This window comes from Geothrix oryzisoli, from assembly GCF_022808865.1.
In the GTDB taxonomy this organism is placed as follows: Bacteria; Acidobacteriota; Holophagae; order Holophagales; family Holophagaceae; genus Geothrix; species Geothrix oryzisoli.
Genome location: NZ_JAKZLB010000003.1, coordinates 219,522 through 241,953, shown reverse-complemented (window position 1 = coordinate 241,953; position 22,432 = coordinate 219,522). Strand labels below are relative to the sequence as shown.

The following is a 22,432-nucleotide window of genomic DNA, read 5'->3' as shown; positions in this document are numbered from 1 at the left end:
GCCGGAAACTCCGCCTTGCAGGCGGCCAGGCCTTCGATTTCCCGGGCGCCATCAGAGTTGGGTTCCCGCGTGAGATACGACCGACCAGTGTTTGTTCTGCCTTGCCTTCTGGCCTGCCTGCCATTGGTGGCCCAGGTTCCGCCTGGCTGGTTCCATCAAGAGCCCCTGGGAACGGGTCGGCAGGGCGCCTGGTACGGGGGAGGCGTCTGGGCCGGAGACAAACACGGAGCGCCGGCCACCTTCGTGGACAGCCTGGGCCTCGGGAACGCCCTCACCGGCCAGGGCACGCACCTGGAGGCCGGCTGGAGCGGCACCCGCTGGGATATGGCCGGACAGGTCAACGCCTGGCGGGATGCCGAAGGCCAATCCCGGCTGATCATCCAGCGCTTCCACTTCGCCTACACCTCCAAGGGTGGCTGGCGCACCGCCCTTGAGCAGGAGCCCCTCGTGTGGGGCTATGGCCTCAACGGCGGCTATGTCCTCGGCGAGGCCGCACGCCCCTTCCCCAGATTCCGAGTGGAGACGCCCTTCAAGGACATCCGCGTGTTCGGCATGCCCCTCGGCACTTGGAAAGGACAGATCTTCCTGGGCCAGGTGGAAGGCCACAAGGTGGTCGGGGAAGCCAGCCAGGACCCCTCCTTCCGGAAGCGTGCCATCGCCGACTTGGGGGATCCGCAGCGCCCCTTCCTGTCCGGCCTCCGGCTGGAATCCCAGCTGGGTGAGAGCACCGAGCTGTACCTCAACTACATCAACCTGTTCGGGGGCAGTGTCCAGGGGAAATCCCTCACCGACGGGTACCAGGCCCGTCACTGGATCGCCTCGTTCTTCGGCCTGAAGGACTCCTATGCTGAGGGGGACGTGGATTTCAATGCTGGCCCCGGATCCTTTTCGCCCCTGAGTACGGGACGGGTGAAAAGCGCCTCCACTTCGGATGTCGGAATCCGGGTTCGGTTGAGCCCGTTCGAGCGCCTGTTCGGAGCCGAGGATGTCCGTTTCTACGTGTCCCGCGGTGCCAAGGCCGTCAATACCCGCACCCAAATCCTGCTCCATCGCCCTGGGTACGCGCTCTCCCAGGATCTCGAACGTGACTGGAAGAGCTTTTGGCATGCCCCGGCCTATCCGTGGAACCAGCGCGCCAGGTATGTCCTGCCAACCTCGCCTGTCCCGAACGATGCGGTGGGCCTGCTGGTCCGCTGGCACCGGATGCGCCTTGGCATCGAGTACCTCGACAGCGCCAATAGCCTGTTGAATCCCGACAACCCTGGCATGTCGAATCACCGCAGCTTTGAGCACGGCTCGTACCTTTCCGGCTTCTACCTCGAGGGGGATCCCCTGGGCAACGCCACCGCCGGCGAAGCACGGACGGTCACCTTGCGCGCAGAGGTCGATTGGACGCCCCGGTGGGCGACGAGGACCTGGCTGCTCTGGGGCGACCGCCCTTTTCGAGAGCCTGACCACCGGATCGACCCGGCAAACCCGGATGACTTGGCCGACTGGTTCCAGGACCACCCCGGCGCCACCCCGGTGCGCAACCGGTTCCTCGGCCTCCAGCAGCTCGTGGAGTGGCGACCGGACCCGGTACTGCGTGTCCAGGCCGGCGTCAGCGCCCAGCGCCAGAACGCCTACCTCAATGTGAAGGGCGACGCGCGCATCGGCTTCCGCTGGTTCATTGATCTGGGCTGGACCTGGCCCCGGCCCTGACGCCCCGCATGAAGCCCGCACTGCACCGGAGCGGGTTCACCCCAGGCAGGTGGGACAGCGCATGCCCAGCTGAAGGTTCTCGATGAGCTCGGGCACGCGGTCCAGGCTGCGCACCTCGTAGAGGGAAGCATCCGGGTCGTGCTCGGGCCTCGGCTTGGCGTCGCGGTTCACCCAGATCGCGGTCCAGCCCACGGCCAGCGCGCCTTGCACGTCATCCGTCCAGCTGTCGCCCACCATGGCGAGGTTGCCGGGGAAGAGGCCCAGCCGTCGCTGTACCGCCTCGTAGGCCGCGGCCTCGGGCTTGAGGGCACCCAGGTCGGCACTGCGGTGCTGCAACCGGATGCGCTCGGAGATGCCCAGGCGGTCGAGCAGCTCCAGGCCGAAGCTCTGGGTGTTCGACAACAGTGCCACCCGGGCCAGGTCGCGCACCGCGGCCACCGCCTCGGGCGCGCCGGCAAAGCACTCCGCCTGCTCGCCCGCTTCGCGGAAAGCCTGGGCCATGGCCTCCATCTGCTCCGGATCGAGCCTCGCCGGCTCCCGCCAGGCCTCCAGGAAGGCCTCCACCGACGCATAGGGCCGGATCATGCCATCCCGCATGAGCGCCGCGTGCAGGTGCTCCTGCTCCGGCCGCAGCAGGCCCTTCAACCGCTGGAATGGGCTGCCCGCCGGGCTGAAGACCAGCGTGTTCCAGAGATCGAAGACGACGGCGCGGATCATGCGGCCCCGAAGCTCATCGCCCGGAGGCCTTCGACGTGCGGAAGGGTACGCCGAACTCGATGCCCAGCACCTCGAAGCGGGCCTCGCCGTTCAGGCTCCAGGTGGCGGGCTCGCGGCGGGTGGCGGCGGCCGTGAGGGGCCCCCAGGCGCTCTTCAGGTCCGCGTAGCTCAGCACCACCTCGGCATGCAGGGTGCTGCGGCCCCTCGGCGCCAGGTCCATGCCCTCGGGGAAGCCGATGGCCCCCAGGGCGTGGTCGCCGCCCTGGGCCGCCAGGCGCAGATCCCCACGCACGCGCCGCGTGCGGAGGCGCTGGTCCGTGGGGTTGTCCACGCCCACATCCAGCCGCAGCCGCAGCCGCGACTGCTCCAGCGGGAAGGCCAGCTCGATCTGCGGCTCCACACGGTCCAGCGAGAAACGCAGCTGCCGAGCCGCCTCCTGGTATTGCAGGGCCGGGTTGATGGCGTCGCAGCCGGCGAGGAGCACGAGGGCCGAGAGGGCGAGGGCGCGTTTCATGTCATTCCCCGCGGTAGATCACGCAGTTGTCGGTGGTCTCGTAGACTTCGATCTGGCAGAGCTGGGGCAGTGCGGGCTTGAGCTGCTCCCAGATCCACACCGAGATGTTCTCGGCCGTGGACAGGGGGATGAGGTCGTTGAGGAAGCGGTGGTCCAGCTTCGAGATCACGTTCTCGACCACCACCTTCGAGAGGTCGTCGAAGTCGATGATCATGCCGGTCCCGGGGTTCACCTTCCCCTCCAGGGACACGAAGAGCTTGTAGCTGTGGCCGTGGAGGTTCCGGCACTTGCCGGGATGGTTGTAGATGAAGTGGGCGGCTTCAAACCAGTATTCTTTGCGCAGGATCATGGCACTCACGGCAGAAAAGGGCCCCGCGGTCGCGGGGCCCCTCAGTGTACCAGGCGCCCTTATTTGATGGCGTTCAGGATCAGGGCCAGCGGCGTCAGAGCCTGCAGGTTCTCCTGCCAACTGGTATCGCGGCGGAAGCGCTGGGGCACCAGGACCGTATCGCCAGGCTCGACCAGCTTCCCCTCCACCCAGCTGTCGAGAATGCGGCCGTCGGCCTTGAGCAGGCGGATGTTCGAGGTGTCCGCATTGCGGGTGGTCCCGCCGGCGAGCCTGAGCAGGTCGGACACCTTCTCGCCCGGCACCACCTTGAACGAAGCGAAGGGACTGGCCGTCTCCCCCACCACGTAGGCGGCATCCACCCGCCTGGGAATGAGTATCTCGTCCCCGTCCTGCAGTTCCACGTCGTAGGTCTCATTCCCCTTGAGGGCCTGGTCGAAGTCCACCACCAGGCGGTTGAGATCCCCGGCGACCAGACCGTGCATGATCGGGTTCCTCAGGAGCTGGCCCGTCAGGGGCTGGCGCTTGGTCTCATTGAGCCGGTCCAGGATGTCGTTGATCCCCTGGGCCGTGGGGTCCTGAGTGACCCCCGTCGCCGCCGCGGCCTTCTGCCGGGACACATCCCGGCTCAGGCGCCGGATGAAGATGCCGGCCTTGGGCATGGCTTCGGCCGTCAGGCCGCCCGCCCGCTTGACCAGGTCCGACAGCTTCGGCCGGTCCTGATCCAGGGCATAGGAGCCGGGACGCGCCACCTGGCCCGAGACGCGAACCGTCCGATGGATCTTGAAATCCGGACGGGCGAAGAGACTCAGCTGGTCGTCCGGCCGGATCAGGGGGTTCACGGTATCGTCCAGCAGGGCGACGGGGCTGGAAGCCTCGGTGGACAACAGCTTCACCAGGTCCAGGCGGATCACCTCGCTGGGCTTGCCATCCTGGCTGCGGGCCAGCTCAGCGATAAGGCCGTCCGCGTCCTTCTGGAGAATCCCAGCGCGGAAGATCAGGTCCGAAGCGCGCATGCCCGCCAGAAAGCCATAGGTCCCAGGGCGGGCCACGGGCCCCACCACCGAGACGGTCCTGGGCAGGCGCAGCTCATCCAGGCGGAAGAGCTCAATGCGATCCCGGTCCTCCAGCAGCAGGTTGTGGGCCGGATCCCCCGCCAGGGCCTTCGCCACATCAAAGGCCTGCAGACGCTGGGTGCCGTCGAGACCCGTGTGCACGACCTCGCCCCGGCCCAGGTAGGAATCCGGCAGCACTTGGTTCTCCCGTTTCAGGAAGTCCCCCACCCGCAGGTTCTCCGTCCGGGCGAAGACCCCGGGCACGCGCACCCAGCCGGCCACTTCGACGACGGGGCCCCTCCGCTCGCGGCGGGGCAGCGACGACAGGACGTCACCGCGCTGGAGGGCCAGCCCGGACGCCTGCCCAAGCGGAATGTCCCGCCCGGTCATCATGCCATCCAGTTCTCTCCGACGCAGGGTCAGGGTGCCCGCCCCAGCTTCGGAGGCAAAACCTCCCGCCCAGCGGAGGGCATCCTGGGCCGTCTCCCCTTCGCGCATCTCGAACTGCATCTGGGGCGCGGTGCCGTACTCCGTCCACCGGCGCAACCAATCGGGCGTGGCTGCATCCTTGGCCTTCAGGGGCTGACCGTTCGCCGGGTTGAGGCGGAGGCGGTGATCTGAGACCGGGGCGGACCGCAGGTCCTCCAGCTGGAACTGGATGGCCTGGAGGCGATCCTCCAGGCCCGCCTGCTCTGCGAGCGAAGGGGCCGGCGCGACATCCGTCTTGCCCTCCGTTTCCCTCTTGTCCTCGGCCTTGCGCCCTTCAGCCCTGACAAGCCCGAGCTGGGTCTCCACGGCCTTCTTCTCCCGCAACAGCCGGGCGCGCAACTCTTCCTGTGCATCCATGGCCTGGAACGGGCCCTGCCCTTCGTCCTGTTCCTGGCTGGCGGCGGCTCCCACCACCCGCTGGAAGGCCCCTTCCAGCAGCACCTGGTTCTGGGCCAGGGGTACGAAGATGGTGTCGCCGCTCTGCAGGGCCACATTGGGGTTCCCCAGGCCCTCGGCCCGGAGGGGATACAGGTCCAGGCTGAACACCTTCTTCCCACCGCGCATGACGCGGATGTCCCGGTAGCTGCCCACGGCCGTGGGCCCCCCGGCCAGGCCCAGCACATTCACCAGGGAGCTGAGGCTCGACACCAGGTAGCTGCCGGGCTTGTAGACCTCACCCAGCACGAAGATCCGCACCTCCCGCAGCTGGATCACCTGCAGGTCCACCGTGGAGCGCGAGAAGCTGCGGCCCACCAGACCCTGCACCACCGCCTTGGCCTTGCCGAGGGTCAGGCCGCCCACCTTGGCCGTACCCACCTTGGGGATCACGATCTCGCCACGGCCATCCACCTGTACGGGAAGGTCGAAGGTGGCGCTGCCGAAGACATTGAGATTCAGCCGATCGCCGGTGCCCAGCACGTAATCCTCGGCGATGCCGCCTTCGGTGGCGGCCGTACCGCGCTGGCGCACCAGGAAGAGGTCCGAGGCGAAGCGGCGCGGGCCCTTCTCCCGGGCCTTCAGGGCCTTGATGTCCGCCTCAAGCTTCTCGTCTTCGCTCCGCTCCCGGGCGGCTTCCTCAGGGTTGGCCTGGGTGACCGGCAGACTCGCGGCCGACTTGGATGGAGTGACCTCCCCCTGGGAGCTCATCCCCTGGACGCCGGCCGCAGCCGCCGCCTGCTTGAGCGCCTGCAGGTCCAAACCCTGGGGGAGCTGGGCGAAAACGGCCGTGCAGACGCAAACCAAGCCCAGGAACATCCTCGAACGCATAAACAAACCCCTGATCGCAGGTTCGAAAGAACCTCGCCCCTACGCTAGCACGCGATCAGGCCGCTGGATGGGTGCCGGATCCTTGGTTCAGAAAGGCCGACGGTTGTGTGCCGGAAGGTTCGTTCAGGAACGCATGGCGGGGTTTCCGCGGCACGAAGGCGGAGAGGGGGTTGAGAATCGCCTTGTCCACGAACACCCAGAGGGCGAGGAGGACCAGTGCGCCGAGGCCCAGCATGGAGACCGCCTTGGCATGCACCCAGGGCAGGTCGCGGGTCATGGGGAGGGCGGCCAGGCCCAGCAGGAGGGGCACCGCCAGCCACGCCCTGCCGCCCGCATGCTCCAGCACCCAGTGGTGCAGGTGGCTGCGGTCCGCCTGCCCCAGGGGGCGCCCCGAATACCGGCGGATGGCCACGACCGTGGCCACGTCCAGGATGGGATAGGCCATGAGCCAGAAGCCCAGCCCGCGATGGAACAGCAGGGCCCGGTCCATCACCAGGATGGCCAACAGGCTGCCCAGGCCCAGGGAACCCGCATCCCCCATGAAATGCCGGGCCTTGGGATAGTTCAGCAGCAGCAGGGCGATCAGGGCGCCCCAGAGCGGCGCCGAGCCCGCTCCCAGCGGGCTGTTGGTGCTCAGGCCGAGCGCCCCCAGCACGAGGCAGGAGAAGCCGAGGGACAGGCCGTTGAGTCCATCGATCAGGTTGATGGCCTGAGGGATGCCCCAGTACCAGAGGAGCAGCAGCGGAAAGAAGACGTAGGCATGGTCCGGGATGTCGAGCCCGAACAGGGTCACATTCCGCCCGCTCAGCAGGAGCTCCCGGCTGTGGGCCGCCGCCAGGGGGATGGCCACCAGCACTCCTGCGGCGGCCTTCCAGCGGGCCCGGAGGTTGAACCGGTCATCCAGCACCCCGAGGGCGGCCAGGCCCACGACCACCGACCACTCCAGGGCGGAGAGCCCCAGATAGAGCACCCCCAGCGCCTTGGCGACCAGGAGGACGACCAGCAGGGCCAGCCCACCGATTCTCGGAACGGGATGGGCATGGGACTTGCGACCGGAGGGCACGTCCATCCATCCCTTGGGGCCGAGGGTTCGGGCCAGGAAGAGCACCAGCCCGCCCGTGACCAGGGCCGTCAGCGCCGCGATTTGGGGGGCCTGAAACATGGAAAGCCTTGTCGGACGGGGAATGCTGCAGGGGCGTTCAAGCTGTTGGATCGGAATTTCTCGGGATGGGTTGATCCCTTATGGATTTTTACGCAGAAAACACACGCAGGCATGTATTCCGTTGGCATCTCCGAGAACTGGCAAACAACACATGACAACCAGGGCTGGAGGCCATCTCTCTTGCCATCCTACCGCCTCGAACCAGTTCATCCAAAATAGGCCTCATTCCCCAACCGGCCACCCTTCCACCCGCCAGGGCCCTCCGTAAGCCGCTTCCAACCCGGTCGGAGGCCTTGTCCACGACCAGAGTGGGCCCGTGGTATCCTGGCCAAGCCGATTTTCACCTGCTCCCCTTCGGCGGCGACCTCTGCAGGAAGCCCACCTCCCCCTCCTGGCTCAGGATTCGGCGGACGGGTTTCATGGAGCGATCGCAGGAGACCCGGACGCGAGAGCCGGGCTCAGGGGAGCCCCAGTGGGCCCGAGGGCCCAGGAGCGCGCATGAACGCATTGAAATTCAACCCCACGACCGTCTCGGTGGACCTGGGCGACACGCCCATCAGCATCGAGACCGGCCGTATCGCCAAGCAGGCCCACGGCGCCGTCGTCGTCCGCCAGGGCGACACCATGGTGCTCGTGGCCGTGTGCTACGGCACCCCCCGGGAAGGCATCGACTTCTTCCCCCTCACCGTCGACTACCGCGAGCCCGTCCTGGCCGCCGGCAAGATCCCTGGTGGCTGGTTCAAGCGCGAGGGCCGCCCCACCACCAAGGAAACCCTGACCTCCCGCCTCATCGACCGTCCCCTGCGGCCCCTGTTCGAAGAGGGCTACAACGGCGACACCATGATCACCGCCCAGGTGCTCAGCTACGACGGCCAGCACGCCCCGGAGACCCTCGCCATGGTGGGCGCCTCCGCGGCCCTCATCATCAGCGAGATCCCCTTCGTGAACCCCGTGGGCGGCGTCCGTGTGGGCCGCGTCAACGGCCAGCTGGTGGTGAACCCCACCGTCGAGCAGCGCGCCGAGAGCGACATCGACCTGCTGGTGGCCGGCACCGCCGACGCCCTGGTGATGGTGGAGTGCGGCGCCAAGGAAGTGCTCGAAGCCGACATGGTGAAGGCCCTCGCCTTCGGCCATGAGCAGATCAAGACCCTCGTGAAGCTGCAGAAGGATCTGCAGGCCAAGGTGGGCAAGCCCAAGGTCGCCGCCGCCAAGGCCGAGCGCAACGAGGCCCTCTACCAGGAAGTCGCCGCCGCCTTCGCCGAGAAGCTCTTCGCGGCGCTGACCATGAAGGTGAAGATCGAGAGCTACAAGGCCATCGACCTCCTCAAGAAGGAAGCCGTCGCCCAGTTCTGCACCGAGAAGCCCGAGCTGAAGAAGGACCTGGTCGCCTGCTTCGACGAGCTGAAGGAGACCCTCTTCCGCAACGCCATCCTCAAGCAGGGCGTGCGCCTGGACGGCCGCAAGTTCGACCAGATCCGCCCCCTGAACATCGAGATCGGCGTCCTGCCCGCGGCTCACGGCAGCTGCCTCTTCACCCGCGGCGAGACCCAGGCCCTCGTCACCACCACCCTGGGCACCATCAACAACACCCAGATCATCGACGGGCTGGAGGAGGAGTACAAGAAGAAGTTCTACCTCCACTACAACTTCCCCGGCTACAGCGTGGGCGAGTGCAAGCCCAACCGCGGGCCCGGCCGCCGCGAGATCGGCCATGGCATGCTGGCCGAGCGCAGCCTCTTCGCCGTGTTCCCCTCCCCCGAGGAGAACCCCTACACCGTGCGCGTGGTCTCTGACATCACCGAGAGCAACGGCTCGTCCAGCATGGCCACCATCTGCGGCGGCACCCTCGCCCTGATGGACGCCGGCATCAAGCTCAAGTCCCCGGTGGCGGGCGTGGCCATGGGCCTCGTCAGCGACGGTGACAAGTACGTCGTCCTGTCCGACATCGCCGGCCAGGAAGACCACTACGGCGACATGGACTTCAAGGTCGCCGGCACCGAGAAGGGCATCACCGCCCTCCAGATGGACATCAAGATCGGCGGCATCACCACCGAGATCCTCACCAAGGCGCTCGATCAGGCCAAGGCCGGCCGCCTGCACCTGCTGGACCTCATGGGCCAGGTGCTCGCCGCCCCCCGCGCCGAGTTCGCCAGCAACGCCCCCCAGATGCACAGCATCCAGCTCCCCAAGGAGAAGATCCGCGACGTCATCGGCAAGGGCGGCGCCACCATCCGCAACATCATCGAGGTGAGTGGCTGCGAGGTGAACATCGACGACGACGGCCTCTGCCAGGTCGCCGGCCCCACCCAGGAGAAGCTGCAGATCGCCCTCAAGATGATCGGCGACCTCATCCAGACCGCCGAGGTTGGCAAGACCTACCTGGGCAAGGTCGCCAAGGTGGTCGAGTTCGGCGCCTTCGTCACCATCCTCCCCGGCCTGGACGGCCTGCTGCACGTCAGCGAGATCGCCCACCACCGCGTGAAGGAGCCCGCCGATGAGCTGACCGAAGGCCAGGAAGTCATGGTCAAGTGCATCGGCATCGACGAGAAGAGCGGCAAGATCAAGCTCAGCCGCAAGGCCCTCATCCCCAAGCCCGAAGGCATGGAAGAAGAGCCTGAAGGCGATGCCCCCGCCCGCGACGACCGCCCCCGCCGCCCCCGCCCCCCCCGGCGTGACCGGTAAGCTTATTAGCCTTTGCCATGAAGGGGGCCTCGGCGAGGCCCCCTTCATGGTTTGTACTCATAATTTCTACTTATCATAAATTCTAATGTTTCAGATCAATAAAAAGCATGGTCAATACAAGTATGTTTCGCACCTCTGTTGCTAACCGTGAATTTATCAATCTAACCAAATTCACCTCAATAGCCACTCATTACACAACCTGAAAACTGAAATTGTGTTTTTTACTTTTAAATAATTATGAGCATCCATTTTAAATTAATTATCTTTTTCATTCGTTCTTGTTCATTTACCTTGAAATAGATATAGCCTATTTAGTGTAACAAGGTCGCTAGGAAGACCTGATTCTGCTACCCTGCGGAAGGCTGGATGGTGTACGGGAGTAATCATGAAAATCGCCTATGTGGTGACGAAATCCGATCCGATTGGTGGTGCCCAAATCCATGTTCGGGATTTGGCCACTTATATGAACTCCAAAGGACACGAGGTTCACGTTGTAGTCGGCGATGAAGGCATGTTTTCTCATCAACTTATGACACGTGGCATAAATGTTCACACCTTGAAATCTTTGCAAAGAGAGATTGATCCGATACGGGATATCAGGTGTGTAATAGAAATGCATAAACTATTCAAGGCCATTCGACCTCAGATCATATCCACCCACTCATCTAAGGCAGGGTGGGTCGGTCGTATTGCTGCACGAATGAATGATATTCCGGTGCTGTTTACAGCCCATGGCTGGGCTTTTACCGATGGAGTTCCGGCTATTTCAAAAGCAATTTATTTGACTGCCGAAAAATTGGTGGCTCCTCTCGCTACTCACATCCTAACTGTGTCAGAGAACGACCGGCAGTTAGCTATCAAGTATTCGGTTTGCGACCCGAGTAAGGTGACCACCGTACACAATGGTATGCCGACGATCGATGCCTCGATGATTGCAGATCCGACCAAGATAGTGCCTAAAATCGTAATGACTGCCCGGTTCGACGAACCCAAGGATCACTCACTACTATTCGAGGCCCTGGCTGGCCTGAAGGATCTTGAATGGACGCTGGACTTGATCGGTCATGGCAGCAGAATCGAGCAGGCCAAGGCACGGGTAGCCGAATTGGGCATTTCCAATCGAGTTAGATTTTGGGGCACTCGTGACGATATAGATGAAATTTTATCGCGTTGCCAAATCTTTGTACTCCCAACCAAGTGGGAAGGATTCCCTCGCAGTATTCTAGAGGCCATGCGCGCCGGATTGCCTGTCGTAGCCTCCAATGTCGGTGGTGTTCGAGAAGCGGTGCTTGATGGCAACACTGGATGGCTCGTGGCCCGCGGCGATATAAGGGGGTGGACAAGTGCCCTGAGGGCGTTAATAGAGAGTCCCGACCTGCGGAGCCGGATGGGCATGAAGGGGAAAGCGCTTTTTGATCGAGAGTTCACTTTCGAGTGTATGTTAACGAAAACATTGTTAATCTATAGAAATATAGCCAAGAGATCTGGAGGGCAATAATATGACTGTAGCCGTAATCGGAGGTTCTGGGTTTATTGGCTCACGGTTGGTAGCAACTCTATTAGAGGCAGGGCGTGATGTTCGTATTATCGATAAAATAAAGAGCCTAAGATACCCGGAGTTGACCATTGTGGCCGACGTGCGCAATGAGGCAGCTCTGCTCGAGGCACTCCGAGGCTGTGATGTCATTTGGAATCTCGCAGCGGAACACCTCGACAACGTGAGTCCAACCTCTCTTTACTATGAAGTCAACGTCGATGGCGCTCGTAATGTATGCGAAGCTGCTACAAAATTATGCATTCAGAAAATCATCTTTACAAGCTCCGTAGCTGTCTATGGTTTTACAAATCAAGATACAGATGAGAATGGTGAAAAAAATCCATTCAACGACTATGGTAAAAGCAAATTGCAGGCAGAGCAGGTCTATGAAGATTGGCTGCTTGCGGACAAAACCCGCAATCTAGTCATCATCAGGCCTTCAGTTGTGTTTGGAGAGTCCAATCGAGGCAATGTATATAATCTGCTCAACCAGATTGCGACAGGCCGCTTTATCATGATTGGCAATGGGCAAAACAAGAAATCTATGGCCTATGTCGGTAATGTGGCCGCCTTCTTAGGTTTTTGTGAATCTTTATCGGGTCACCAAATATTCAATTATGCCGACAAGCCAGATTTGAATATGAACGAGCTAACCAATTTGGTTTCCCTATCAATGAACCGCAGGAACAAGATCCGTTTTCGGTTGCCATATTCGGTTGGTATCATCTTAGCCACCCTGATAGATATCATCGCTAAAATCATCAACCGGAAATTCACGGTCAGCGCTATTCGTGTGAAAAAATTCTGTGAGAGCACCCAATTCAGCTCGTGCCATATCACCGATACCGGATTCAATGCTCCATTCAGCCTAAATGAAGGTATGAGCCGCACCCTAACAAGTGATTTTGGCGTGAAGCTCGCCTCTGATAATTGACGAGAACTGGAATTCAGTCGTATACGGCCAACTTCCGAGCATGGAGAGCTGCCAAGCTTTGAAAATACTCCGGGTCTTTTTCGAGCAATCCCCTCGACTTGAAAATATTAGGGAGGCCTAGGCCAGTCGATTAATGTACCAGGCCAGTGTCTCGCTCAGACCGGAAGCAATATCGTGGGTGGGTGTATAACCAAGTAGTGATCGAATTTTAGAGGTATCAGCCTGAGAGTGCCTGACATCCCCTTCCCGGAAAGGGGCGTATATCGGTTCCTGGCCCTGAATCCCTTCCCCTGCTTGCAACAGCCCATCCCGAATCAGTGCGAACAGACTCTTCAACGTGGTCCGCCCCCCAAAAGACACGTTGTATATCTGATTCAACGCGGCTTCATCCTGAACTGTCCCGGCCAAGATATTGGCCTGCACGACATTGGCGATGTAGCAGAAATCTCGACTCGTCTCCCCATCTCCATTGATCTGGCAATCACCACCGCGAAGCAGGGTTGAGATCCACTTGGGAATCACCGCGGCATAGGCCCCGTCCGGATTCTGCCGACGGCCGAATACATTGAAGTAGCGAAGGCCGACGGCTTTGAAGCCATAGGTATGAGCAAATACGGCCGCATACTGCTCGCCAATGGCCTTGGTCAGGGCATACGGGGAGAGGGGCCTGCCGATCCGCTCCTCCACCTTGGGCAAGTCCGGGTGGTCGCCATAGACCGAGCTGGACGATGCAAAGACGAACCGGTCCACCCCTTCGTCCTTGGCGGCCACCAGCATGTTGAGGAATCCATCCACGTTCGCCTGGTGGCTTGCGATGGGATTGCCGATGGACCTCGGCACGGACCCCAGGGCGGCCTGCTGGAGGACGATGTTGCACCCTTTGCAGGCGCGGCGACAGGCTTCCAGATCCCGGATATCGTCCTTATGAAAAGTAAACCGGGACCACGCCTCCTCGCCCACTTGGCCGTGAATATCCTCGAGGTTATGTGGAAAGCCGGTGGCGAAATTATCCAGACCCACCACGATCTGGCCGTGGCGAAGCAAGGTTTCGACCAGATTCGATCCAATGAATCCCGCCGCTCCCGTCACGAGCCAAGTGCGGGGGGAGGCATGCAGCGCTCCCAGAACATCATCGTAGGGCATGGGTCACAAACTCCAGTAGGTGGTGCACGGCGGGAAGTCCCCAGGCGCAAAGGCGGATTTGACATCCAGGAAGATCCCGCCAGGACGAAGCCTAGTAGCCAGGGCTTTGGGCCCCACTTCCAGATAGGCCCGGTGGCTTACGGCCAGGATCAGGCCGTCCAGGGCCTGGAAAGCATCCAATCCAGACACTTCCAGACCGTATTCCTCTTTCGCCTCGTGGGCCGAAGCGACTGCATCGTGGACTAGGGGCTCGATGCCGAACTGCCGAAGTTCCTGAATGATGTCCGGCACCCGACTGTTACGAAGGTCGGTGACGTTCTCCTTGAAGGTGAGCCCCAGGATCCCGACTTTCGCGCACTTGGGTGGGATATCCGCATGGACGAGGAGCTTGATCAGCTTCTGGGCGATCATGGCCCCCATGCCATCATTGATGCGGCGCCCAGCGAGAATGACTTCCGGGTGGTACCCCAAGAGCTGGGCCTTGGTGGTCAGATAGTAGGGATCCACGCCGATGCAGTGCCCCCCCACCAGGCCTGGCGTGAAAGGCAGGAAGTTCCACTTGGTGCGCGCCGCCGCCAGCACATCGGCCGTCCGAATGCCCATGCGGTCGAAGATGAGGGAAAGTTCATTCATGAGCGCAATGTTGATGTCCCTCTGGGTGTTCTCGATCACCTTGGCGGCCTCAGCCACCATAATGGACGGAGCCTGATGGACGCCGGCCTTGATGACCGCGCCGTAGACCTCTGCCACGGTCGCAAGCGTCTCGGTATCTTCTGCTGAGACCACCTTCACGATGCGCTCCAGCGTATGTTCCTTATCCCCTGGATTGATGCGTTCCGGTGAATAGCCCAGCCTGAAGTCCCCCCGCGACAGCCCCGACAGGCGCAATAGGGTGTCTGCACAGACCCCTTCGGTGACACCGGGATAGACCGTAGATTCATACACCACGATGTCGCCCTTCTTAAGCACCTTGCCTACGGTTTCCGAGGCACGAATCACAGGAGTCAGGTCCGGGGCTTTATGCTCGTCAATGGGAGTGGGTACCGCCACAATGTAGAAAGTGCATGATCGCAAATCCTCGATATCAGAGGTCATATGTAAAGAGCTGTCCAGCAGGGCTTCGCTGGATATTTCCCCCGTGGGGTCATGCCCGTCACGCAACGCAAGAATCTTCGCTTCATGGATATCAAAGCCAACCGCTCCCTCAAAAGCCCGCGCCATACCCAATGCCAAAGGAAGCCCCACATATCCCAACCCAATAATGGCAATTTTCATTGTTTGCTCCTAGATTATTCATGCTCATTAAATTTGCCAGCATTCAATCACAAATTAAATTACGACATGGGGATGATTCCTACCTTTATTGGCAAGCATCTATTTTGATTCCTGTTGCAGAAGGCCCCATGAGCCTAGTCTTGAAATTGTAAAAGGTCCCGGTGATACCCATACATCATCATTCGGCTCGAGTCGGCGACGGTTTAGAGCGCAAGTCCTCGCTCGCCCACTAATGGCAGTGAGGGACGATAGTTTATTTTACATTGTCAATCCAGTGGAGTTTTGTTTTGTAAACATTATGCTCCGTATTATGACCATTGAAGTATATGTACCCATCTAGATCCTGGCAAACGGGTGTCCAATTAACATAACGATAGTCTGTTGAGGGAGTTGCAGGTGGAAAAGAAATAAGTTCTTGTACATCACAGGATCCGTCCGGCCGTTCCTTCAGTCCGAATATCCTGCCGTTGTAGTCTCTTCGGAGTCCTTCTGGTGTTTCACCCATCAAAAGAACATTTTCATTATTATCATCTTTTACCCACATTGTATACCATTGGGTGCCATTTTCAAGCGTTATCACCCTTTCTCTATAATCGTAAGCTGGATCCGTTATGGGTCTTGCTATAAAATCATTCGTCAAAGGAAGCGATGTATTCAATGTGATTATTTGACCCACCCAACTTGGCTGGCTGGTACTGCGGGTTACATAATAGGCAACATTCGGTTTTGTGTATCCCGTCGATATCTCTGGAGTCATTGATGGCCATGCGCCGTTGCTGTCGAATACGGATCTTGAAATTCTCCATATAGATTCAGGCGCATTCGAATCCATGTTCCAGTACACATATTTAGGCGTAAACCATACTGAAATGGTCCGCCAATCTTGAGTTCCCATCCCAATAAGCTGGAAAGTCTCACCATGGTCCACCGAACAAAAAATCCTGCAATGCACATCAAAATCTCCAGTGCCAACCCAAACATGACCGGTATATGGATCCACAGAAACAACATGGCAATGGCGCGCAGAATCAAGAATGGATGGGTCTTTTCTCCAATTTGTTATCGAATCAAAAGTTAGCACCGGCTTCCAGGCAACCTGCCCATTGGGGGAATAGGTGCCCTTCCAAACCCGATGGATATCATTCTCGTTGACAGAGTACTCTACCGTAAACACATAAGTATTTCCGGTGCTGGGGTCGTAACTTGTATCTAGGCCTGATGTAAGGCAACCCATCGGTAGCTGAAGATCCGTTGTCCAAGAGATAAGATCTTTAGAACTGTATATCCCATAGGTACCGCGTAGGATATACCCAAAAGAAGTGGCTTTAAGAACCAGGCTTTGCGCAGCTGGCCATTGAGATAGAATCATTTGTGGGTGAAGGTCCGCAGAGGCCATTAAAAGACTTGTATTATTGGAGCCGATAAGGTTATTCCCATTTGCTCCCAGGACCTGCCACAAGGTCGGCCCATCGGCCGTCGCCACAATTTCAAGGCTAGAAAGATTGGCGGTCCAATCCACAATTGTTACATTACACGAGGCAACTTGGCCTCCACCGGCTTGTTTGGCTGTAATTACGGCACGAGACCACCACCCAGCCATATTTTGAGTGGCGAAAATATTTCCATCGGCATCCACGGTGACATAACTTGAATTGGAGCTCCAATCAATCTGAGCATTATGCAAATTGGCACTTAAATGAAGTTGGCTCCCCGCGGTGAGCGAAACCATTTTGGGCGATATAATAAATTCAGGTGCGCGCAGGGCCTTTTGACTGGTCAGGTCCCCATGGCAATCGATCACTGCAATGAGGGCACCAAGGCAAAATGAAACGCGAACCAATTTCCAATTCATGGCGCCCCTCGTTTTCCTCTCAGGGGGCGACCATTTCTGCCCAAAAAGGACCCGTCCGGCCAATCGGGGAACCCTGGCCGCCCACTTGAAAATATTCAGGGGAAGCTCTCGCAGTGTCCACAAATTCATGCAAGCTCCCAACAGAGGGCGAAGCGTCCTGAATGGCGTATAATTCTTAAAGTATTTCGAAATTTATATATTTTTCCATACATTTCGATTAATATAATCACAGTAACTTAAAACGATTCTGGCAACCTTCTCGGAAACGTTGGGCATGGAATAATCTGCCACCCGATTGAGCGTTCTTTCCACTCCTCTCTTTTGGGTTTCCAGAAGGTCAAGCCCTTGATGAATCCGGTCCACCTCTAGACCGACCATCATCACTGAAGCCTCCTCCATTCCCTCGGGCCGTTCATGCGCCTCCCGGATGTTCAAAGCCGGGAAATTAAGGATGGAAGATTCCTCAGTTATAGTCCCGCTGTCGGAAAGGACAGCCCGGGCCTCCATTTGAAGGCGAACATAGTCCGTAAACCCAAGAGGTTTCAGAAATTCTATTTCTGGAGCAAAGGTGACAGCCATACCTTCCAGGCGCTTTCGCGTCCTGGGATGGGTCGAGACAATGATCCTCTGCCCATAGGTCTCCGCCAGGCTATTCAAAAGGCTCACGAGCTTACCAAACGATCGCTCGGGTTCGATGTTTTCTTCGCGATGAGCGCTGACGACAAAAAAATGGCCTGGGGTCAACCCCAAATTATCCAAAATCGTGGAGGCTTCTATCTTGGGAAGGTAATGATTAATCACCTCGAACATAGGGGATCCCGTCTTGATCACGCGGTCCGGCGGGATTCCCTCCCGAAGTAGATACTCCCTTGCGATGTCCGAATATGTCAGATTGATATCGCTGATGTGGTCCACAATCTTGCGGTTAATCTCCTCGGGAACCCGCTGATCAAAGCAGCGGTTTCCTGCCTCCATGTGGAAGACGGGTATTTTGCGCCTCTTGGCCGGGAGAGCTGCTAGGCAGCTATTGGTGTCCCCGAGCACCAGCAGGGCCTCAGGCTCAAGTTCCTTCAATAAGGCATCGACTCTTATGATGGTCTGCCCGATGGTTTCGCAAGTTGATGCTCCGGCAGCCCCTAAGAAATAATCTGGTTCCCGAATTTCGAGGTCATTAAAAAAAATTTCATTCAGCTCGTAGTCGTAGTTTTGCCCAGTATGGATGAGGACATGGTCCATGGTCCCATCAAGTTTTGCCATGACTCTGGATAACCGGATGATTTCCGGCCGTGTACCGACTACAGTTGCGACCTTAAGCTTTCTCATTTCAAACTTCCTCAAACCAGGTGTCTGGACGGGAGGGATCATAGGGTTCGTTGGCCCACATGACGGTGACCAATTCCGTATCCCCAATATTACTGATGTTATGAGTGTAGCCCGGCGGGATATCAATGACCTCGAGTCGATCTCCACATACTGGATACTCGATGACTTTTAAGGTACCCAGCCTCCTAAATCGAATCACTCCCTGGCCGCTTACCACTAGGAATTTTTCAGTCTTGGTATGGTGCCAATGATTGCCGCGGGTAATACCCGGCTTTGAAATGTTTATCGAAATCTGGCCCCGGTCGGGAGTCCTCTGGAATTCTGTGAAAGAACCCCTGGGATCGCAATGCATCTTAAGGGGATAACCAAAATCCCCCTCAGGTAGATAGCTGAGATATGTACTATAGAGTTTCAGGGTGAATGGATCGCTCAAATCCGGGAATGAGAGATTTTCCCGGCTTTCCCGGAATGACGAGACAAGATCAGCGATTTGCCCAATGGTGACCTTGTGGGAGATTGGAACCTCACAAAACTCCCCACTCCGGGTCGGCCGCCCCTCTAACGCTCTCAGAGCCTCTGAGAGAAGGTCGTCGATATAGACCAATCGGATGGGTGATGCGGGGTCGTTCAGATGGATAGGAAGCCCGCGAGCAATGTTGTGACAGAAGGTGGCCACGGCGCTGTTGTAGTTGGGACGGCACCATTTCCCAAAGAGGTTGGGGAAGCGGTAGACGAACACCTCAGCTCCGCAATCTCGTCCGTAGGCGAAAACCAAGTTTTCCGCGGCCCGTTTGCTGAGTCCGTATGGATTCTCCAAAGCTGCCTGGGTGGATGATGAAAGCAGCAATGGCGTGGCACGCCCAGCTTTTCGGAGCAACTCCAGGATCGTGCCGGTGAGTCCGGCATTGCCTGGCTCGAAATCTTCGGTCTTGACCGGGCGGTTGACGCCAGCCAAGTGAAAAATAAAATCCGCCTGAAGAACTCGATCTTCAAGGCATCCCGGGTCGTCCGCAAGGTCGAAGGTCAGCAACCTCGTGTCATCCCTCCTACCTAGGACCACACATAAATTTTGACCGACAAAACCGCCCGACCCGGTCACAAGAATCGATTTCATATTGGGCCATCCTTATGATTATATTTCCACTTTCTGCCCTCGAAGCGCTTGTTGAACGCATTCTAGACGCATCAGCAGGTCGCACATTCCTTCAAGGTCGAGCAGACCGCTGTTGTGCGAGTTGTAATCCACCAGGTTCCCCACGCGTTCCTCCCCTTCGGTGAAATACTTCCCATAATTCAAGTCCCGATTATCTGCGGGAACCCGGAAGTAGCCGCCCATGTCTTCTGCCACGGCTTTTTCTTCCCGAGTTAGAAGTGTCTCGAATAATTTCTCGCCGTGACGCGTTCCAATCACTTTGAGGGCAGCTTGGCTGCCTAGAACCTTCTGCACCGCAGCGGCAAGAATGCCAATCGTGGCGGCAGGCGCCTTCTGAATGAAGGTATCTCCGGGATTACCGTGCTCGAATGCGTAGAGGACCAGATCCACCGCATTCTCGATGGTCATCATGAATCGGCTCATGTTCGGGTCTGTGATAGTGAGGTCTTTCCCCTCTTGGGTCTGTTTGATGAACAAGGGAATGACTGAACCTCGGCTTGCCATGACATTCCCATAGCGAGTGACACAGATGGTGGTCCGGGGTGCCGCCACCCTCGATTTGGCCACCGCCAACTTCTCCATCATCGCCTTGGAGATTCCCATGGCGTTTATTGGATAAACCGCCTTGTCAGTGCTCAACACGATGACCTTGGAGACCCTCGCTGCGATCGCCGCGTTGACCACATTCTCCGTGCCCAGGGCGTTGGTACGCAGAGCCTCCAGGGGGAAAAACTCGCAGGATGGGACCTGCTTGAGCGCCGCAGCCTGGAAGACATAGTCCACCTCTTGCATTGCGTAGAAGAGGCTTGATTCATCCCGAACGTCGCCAATATAAAAGCGCAACTTTTCGCAACCAAAAGCCTTTCTCATGTCGTCCTGTTTTTTTTCGTCTCTTGAGAAGACCCGGATCTCACCAATGTCCGTACCCAAAAATCGGCGAACGACCGCATTGCCAAAGGTGCCAGTGCCCCCTGTAACGAGAATTTTCTTGTTTTTAAACATCAATGCTTCCTTATAAGGGATAGGGGCCAGGGTCCGGCCACATCCAGGACCTTAGATGAAATAAAAGGGATTAGGCCCCATACTTTGGGCCCGCACCCGGAAATGTACCCTTTTATTGAGAAGGATCGAGAGAAAACGCTGGCATCCATTCACCTTCTGACCAATGGCATGAGCCCGGAGTCGAGCGGATCAACAATGCCTCCTGTGCGCTTTCCATGGATATTGGATATTCCTCGCGCCGTAGGGTACCACACTTCCCCAGCGCCAGATGCTCTCCCCGCCAGAACAGGGCTTAAGATGTGCTCAATGTCAACCCCTGGGTGGTGCTAGGATCGGAGCCTGATTCGACTTGGACTGGCCACGGCCTCAACGCCTCAACCGGACCCGCCATCAATGGGAACTTTCATTAAGGGAAAGACGGATGGTTAGGATGCTGTTGCATGTCGTAGTCAGAGCTGCCCAATTCATGGCCTTCCGACTGAACCCGGTATGGGTTTCTCGCAAGATGGGGGTCAAGCTCGGGGGAAATGTGCATATATATGGCGGAAGCCCAAGGATGTGGAGCACCGAGCCCCATCTTATTGACACTGGGAATAATGTTTATATTACTGATGGTGTTGTTTCTATTGGTCACGATGGCGGCACCCTGACCCTCCGGAGGGATGTCCTGGATCTACAGATAACAACCCTCATCTCGGTGGGAAATAATGTCTATACCGGGCTCAGGGCCATGATCTTGGCGGGGATCCGCATCGGGAACCGAGTCATCATCGGGGCTGGATCGATCGTCACCAAGGATATTCCCGACAACCCGGTGGTGGCTGGTGTTCCTGCACGCTTCATCAAGACGGTGGACCAGTACCTCCGAGACCTCCTGCCCAAGTCCCTCCGCCTGGGCCATCTTCCCGCCCGAGAAAAGGAGCAGGCCCTAAGGAAGCTTTTCGGGTCTCCCAGTCAGGGAGGCGAGCCCGTTGGCCAGCGTTGAGCCCCTGCACCCCCGGGTGGCGATCGTGGGACCTGCCCCCTTTCCAGAGGGAGGGGCGGCCGCCCAGCGCATCTTGGGGATCGCCTTGTCCCTGCGAGAGGTTGGTTTTGAGGTTCTCATCGGCGCAGGGCAATTGCCGGGGCCAGGTGCCCTGGAAAAGTTTCTTCATCAGGACTTCCAGGTCCATTCCCTGGGAGAACGAACCTCCGAACACCTCCCGATCTGGTTAAAGCATCTCTCCTACATAGGGATGGGCGTTCGAACCCTCACCTGGCTTCAAGGCCTTTCCCCGGCCCCGAGGGCGGTCATTCTTTACAGTGGATATTCCCCCTTCCTCCTGCGTCTGACCCCATGGTGTCGGTCTCGAAATATCCCACTCATCTTCGATGCGGTGGAGTGGTACGATCCGGCCAACATGCCAGGGGGCCGGTATTCCTTTTACAGACTGAATATCAGCCTTGCGATGAACTGGCTGGCGCCCCGGACTGGAAACACCATTGTCATCAGTCGGTTTCTGGAGGACTATTTCCACCAACGCGGGTGCAGGACCGTGCGGGTTCCCCCTACCGTGGACATCGCAAAATTTGTGCCCAGAGAACCTATGGGGAAGCCGGGGCCCCTTCGCATCGGGTATGCCGGGTCCCCTGGGAACAAGGACCTCCTGGATGTCATCCTGGAGGCAGTGCTCCGGCTTGATCCCGCCGGCGATCTAATCCATCTGGATGTGATCGGCCTCGCTCCCCACGAGGTCCTCGCCTACCCTTCCCTCAGAGCCCGCCAGATAGCGGCCTTGCCCCTGAACATCGAGGCCCATGGAAGGGTTTCTCATGAAGACGCTCTTGCTCTTGTCAGAGTGCTCGATTTCACAGTCCTCCTCCGCCCCCCCTTGAGATACGCCCAGGCGGGGTACCCGACCAAGGTCGTAGAAAGCATGGCCCTTGGAGTACCTCCCATCTGCAATATCACCAGCGACCTGGGGGAAGTGATCCACGACGGGGTCCAGGGTATCGTCTGCGAGGGTTTCGATGTGGAGGCACTGGTGTCTACATTTCGGAGAGCCTTGGGCATGACACAGTCCGGGTTGGACCAGATGCGAGTGAACGCCAGACGGATGGCCGAAACGACTTTTGATTACCGGATCTACTCCCGCCCCTTGTCCGACCTGATCCTGGGATCGAGTTGAAGCCTCTTTCTCCAGTTTCGGAGAGCAGGTCCGGGGCCCATTCCAGCAAATGCCGAAAGAGCTTACATGTCCATTTTTGGCGAACCCTCTGGCCCCGTCGATGCCACCTCTTT

At 58.8% G+C, this 22,432-nt stretch carries 17 protein-coding genes; 6 read left to right on the top strand and 11 right to left on the bottom strand.

Annotated features, from left to right (window positions below; translation table 11 throughout):
• The first annotated feature begins 243 nt into the window (after window positions 1–243).
• Complete coding sequence (locus MLE43_RS09265; RefSeq protein ID WP_243303411.1) at window positions 244–1,701, top strand: capsule assembly Wzi family protein; 1,458 nt, start codon at window positions 244–246, stop codon at window positions 1,699–1,701.
• A 36-nt stretch (window positions 1,702–1,737) separates the two neighbouring features.
• On the opposite strand, the gene MLE43_RS09260 is transcribed toward MLE43_RS09265, so the two are convergent.
• The 5 genes from MLE43_RS09260 to MLE43_RS09240 are packed head-to-tail and all read right to left on the bottom strand — an operon-like array spanning window position 1,738 to window position 7,250.
• On the bottom strand, window positions 1,738–2,418 hold the full coding sequence (locus MLE43_RS09260; protein WP_243303409.1) for an HAD family hydrolase: 681 nt from the start codon (window positions 2,416–2,418) through the stop codon (window positions 1,738–1,740).
• Between the two features lie 13 nt (window positions 2,419–2,431).
• Complete coding sequence (locus MLE43_RS09255; protein WP_243303407.1) at window positions 2,432–2,932, bottom strand: LEA/WHy family protein; 501 nt, start codon at window positions 2,930–2,932, stop codon at window positions 2,432–2,434.
• Window position 2,933: 1 nt separating this feature from the next.
• On the bottom strand, window positions 2,934–3,281 hold the full coding sequence (gene queD, locus MLE43_RS09250) for a 6-carboxytetrahydropterin synthase QueD (protein WP_243303406.1): 348 nt from the start codon (window positions 3,279–3,281) through the stop codon (window positions 2,934–2,936).
• A 59-nt stretch (window positions 3,282–3,340) separates the two neighbouring features.
• Entirely contained in the window at window positions 3,341–6,088 is a 2,748-nt protein-coding gene (locus tag MLE43_RS09245) for an SLBB domain-containing protein (protein WP_243303404.1), read from the bottom strand.
• Between the two features lie 55 nt (window positions 6,089–6,143).
• Window positions 6,144–7,250 (bottom strand): glycosyltransferase family 4 protein, encoded by a 1,107-nt coding sequence (locus MLE43_RS09240; protein ID WP_243303402.1) that lies wholly within the window; start codon window positions 7,248–7,250, stop codon window positions 6,144–6,146.
• Window positions 7,251–7,748: 498 nt separating this feature from the next.
• Between MLE43_RS09240 and pnp the strand changes: the two genes are divergently transcribed.
• The 3 genes from pnp to MLE43_RS09225 all read left to right on the top strand — a co-directional run bounded on the left by pnp (window position 7,749) and on the right by MLE43_RS09225 (window position 12,403).
• The gene (gene pnp / locus MLE43_RS09235; protein WP_243303400.1) at window positions 7,749–9,932 is read left to right on the top strand and encodes a polyribonucleotide nucleotidyltransferase; all 2,184 of its coding nucleotides are present in this window, start codon (window positions 7,749–7,751) and stop codon (window positions 9,930–9,932) included.
• 385 nt (window positions 9,933–10,317) lie between these two features.
• The gene (locus tag MLE43_RS09230) at window positions 10,318–11,430 is read left to right on the top strand and encodes a glycosyltransferase family 4 protein (protein ID WP_243303399.1); all 1,113 of its coding nucleotides are present in this window, start codon (window positions 10,318–10,320) and stop codon (window positions 11,428–11,430) included.
• 1 nt (window position 11,431) lies between these two features.
• A complete protein-coding gene (locus MLE43_RS09225) occupies window positions 11,432–12,403 on the top strand; it encodes an NAD-dependent epimerase/dehydratase family protein (RefSeq protein WP_243303398.1) in 972 nt (323 codons plus the stop codon).
• Between the two features lie 117 nt (window positions 12,404–12,520).
• Here MLE43_RS09225 and MLE43_RS09220 read toward each other — a convergent pair whose 3' ends face one another.
• From MLE43_RS09220 to MLE43_RS09195, 6 genes are all read right to left on the bottom strand, one after another.
• On the bottom strand, window positions 12,521–13,546 hold the full coding sequence (locus MLE43_RS09220; protein WP_243303397.1) for an NAD-dependent epimerase/dehydratase family protein: 1,026 nt from the start codon (window positions 13,544–13,546) through the stop codon (window positions 12,521–12,523).
• Window positions 13,547–13,549: 3 nt separating this feature from the next.
• Window positions 13,550–14,821 (bottom strand): nucleotide sugar dehydrogenase, encoded by a 1,272-nt coding sequence (locus tag MLE43_RS09215; RefSeq protein WP_243303396.1) that lies wholly within the window; start codon window positions 14,819–14,821, stop codon window positions 13,550–13,552.
• Between the two features lie 253 nt (window positions 14,822–15,074).
• The gene (locus MLE43_RS09210; protein ID WP_243303395.1) at window positions 15,075–16,673 is read right to left on the bottom strand and encodes a hypothetical protein; all 1,599 of its coding nucleotides are present in this window, start codon (window positions 16,671–16,673) and stop codon (window positions 15,075–15,077) included.
• A gap of 192 nt (window positions 16,674–16,865) precedes the next feature.
• Window positions 16,866–17,996: a non-hydrolyzing UDP-N-acetylglucosamine 2-epimerase gene (gene wecB, locus MLE43_RS09205; protein WP_243303394.1), complete on the bottom strand. Its 1,131-nt coding sequence runs from the start codon at window positions 17,994–17,996 to the stop codon at window positions 16,866–16,868.
• Between the two features lies 1 nt (window position 17,997).
• Window positions 17,998–19,110 (bottom strand): polysaccharide biosynthesis C-terminal domain-containing protein, encoded by a 1,113-nt coding sequence (locus tag MLE43_RS09200; RefSeq protein WP_243303392.1) that lies wholly within the window; start codon window positions 19,108–19,110, stop codon window positions 17,998–18,000.
• A gap of 18 nt (window positions 19,111–19,128) precedes the next feature.
• Entirely contained in the window at window positions 19,129–20,151 is a 1,023-nt protein-coding gene (locus MLE43_RS09195; protein WP_243303390.1) for a polysaccharide biosynthesis protein, read from the bottom strand.
• 430 nt (window positions 20,152–20,581) lie between these two features.
• On the opposite strand from MLE43_RS09195, the gene MLE43_RS09190 reads away from it, so the two are divergent.
• Window positions 20,582–21,136: an acyltransferase gene (locus MLE43_RS09190; protein WP_243303387.1), complete on the top strand. Its 555-nt coding sequence runs from the start codon at window positions 20,582–20,584 to the stop codon at window positions 21,134–21,136.
• 16 nt (window positions 21,137–21,152) lie between these two features.
• Window positions 21,153–22,319, top strand: coding sequence for a glycosyltransferase (locus MLE43_RS09185; protein WP_338029081.1), 1,167 nt, complete (start codon window positions 21,153–21,155; stop codon window positions 22,317–22,319).
• The last annotated feature ends 113 nt before the right edge of the window (window positions 22,320–22,432 follow it).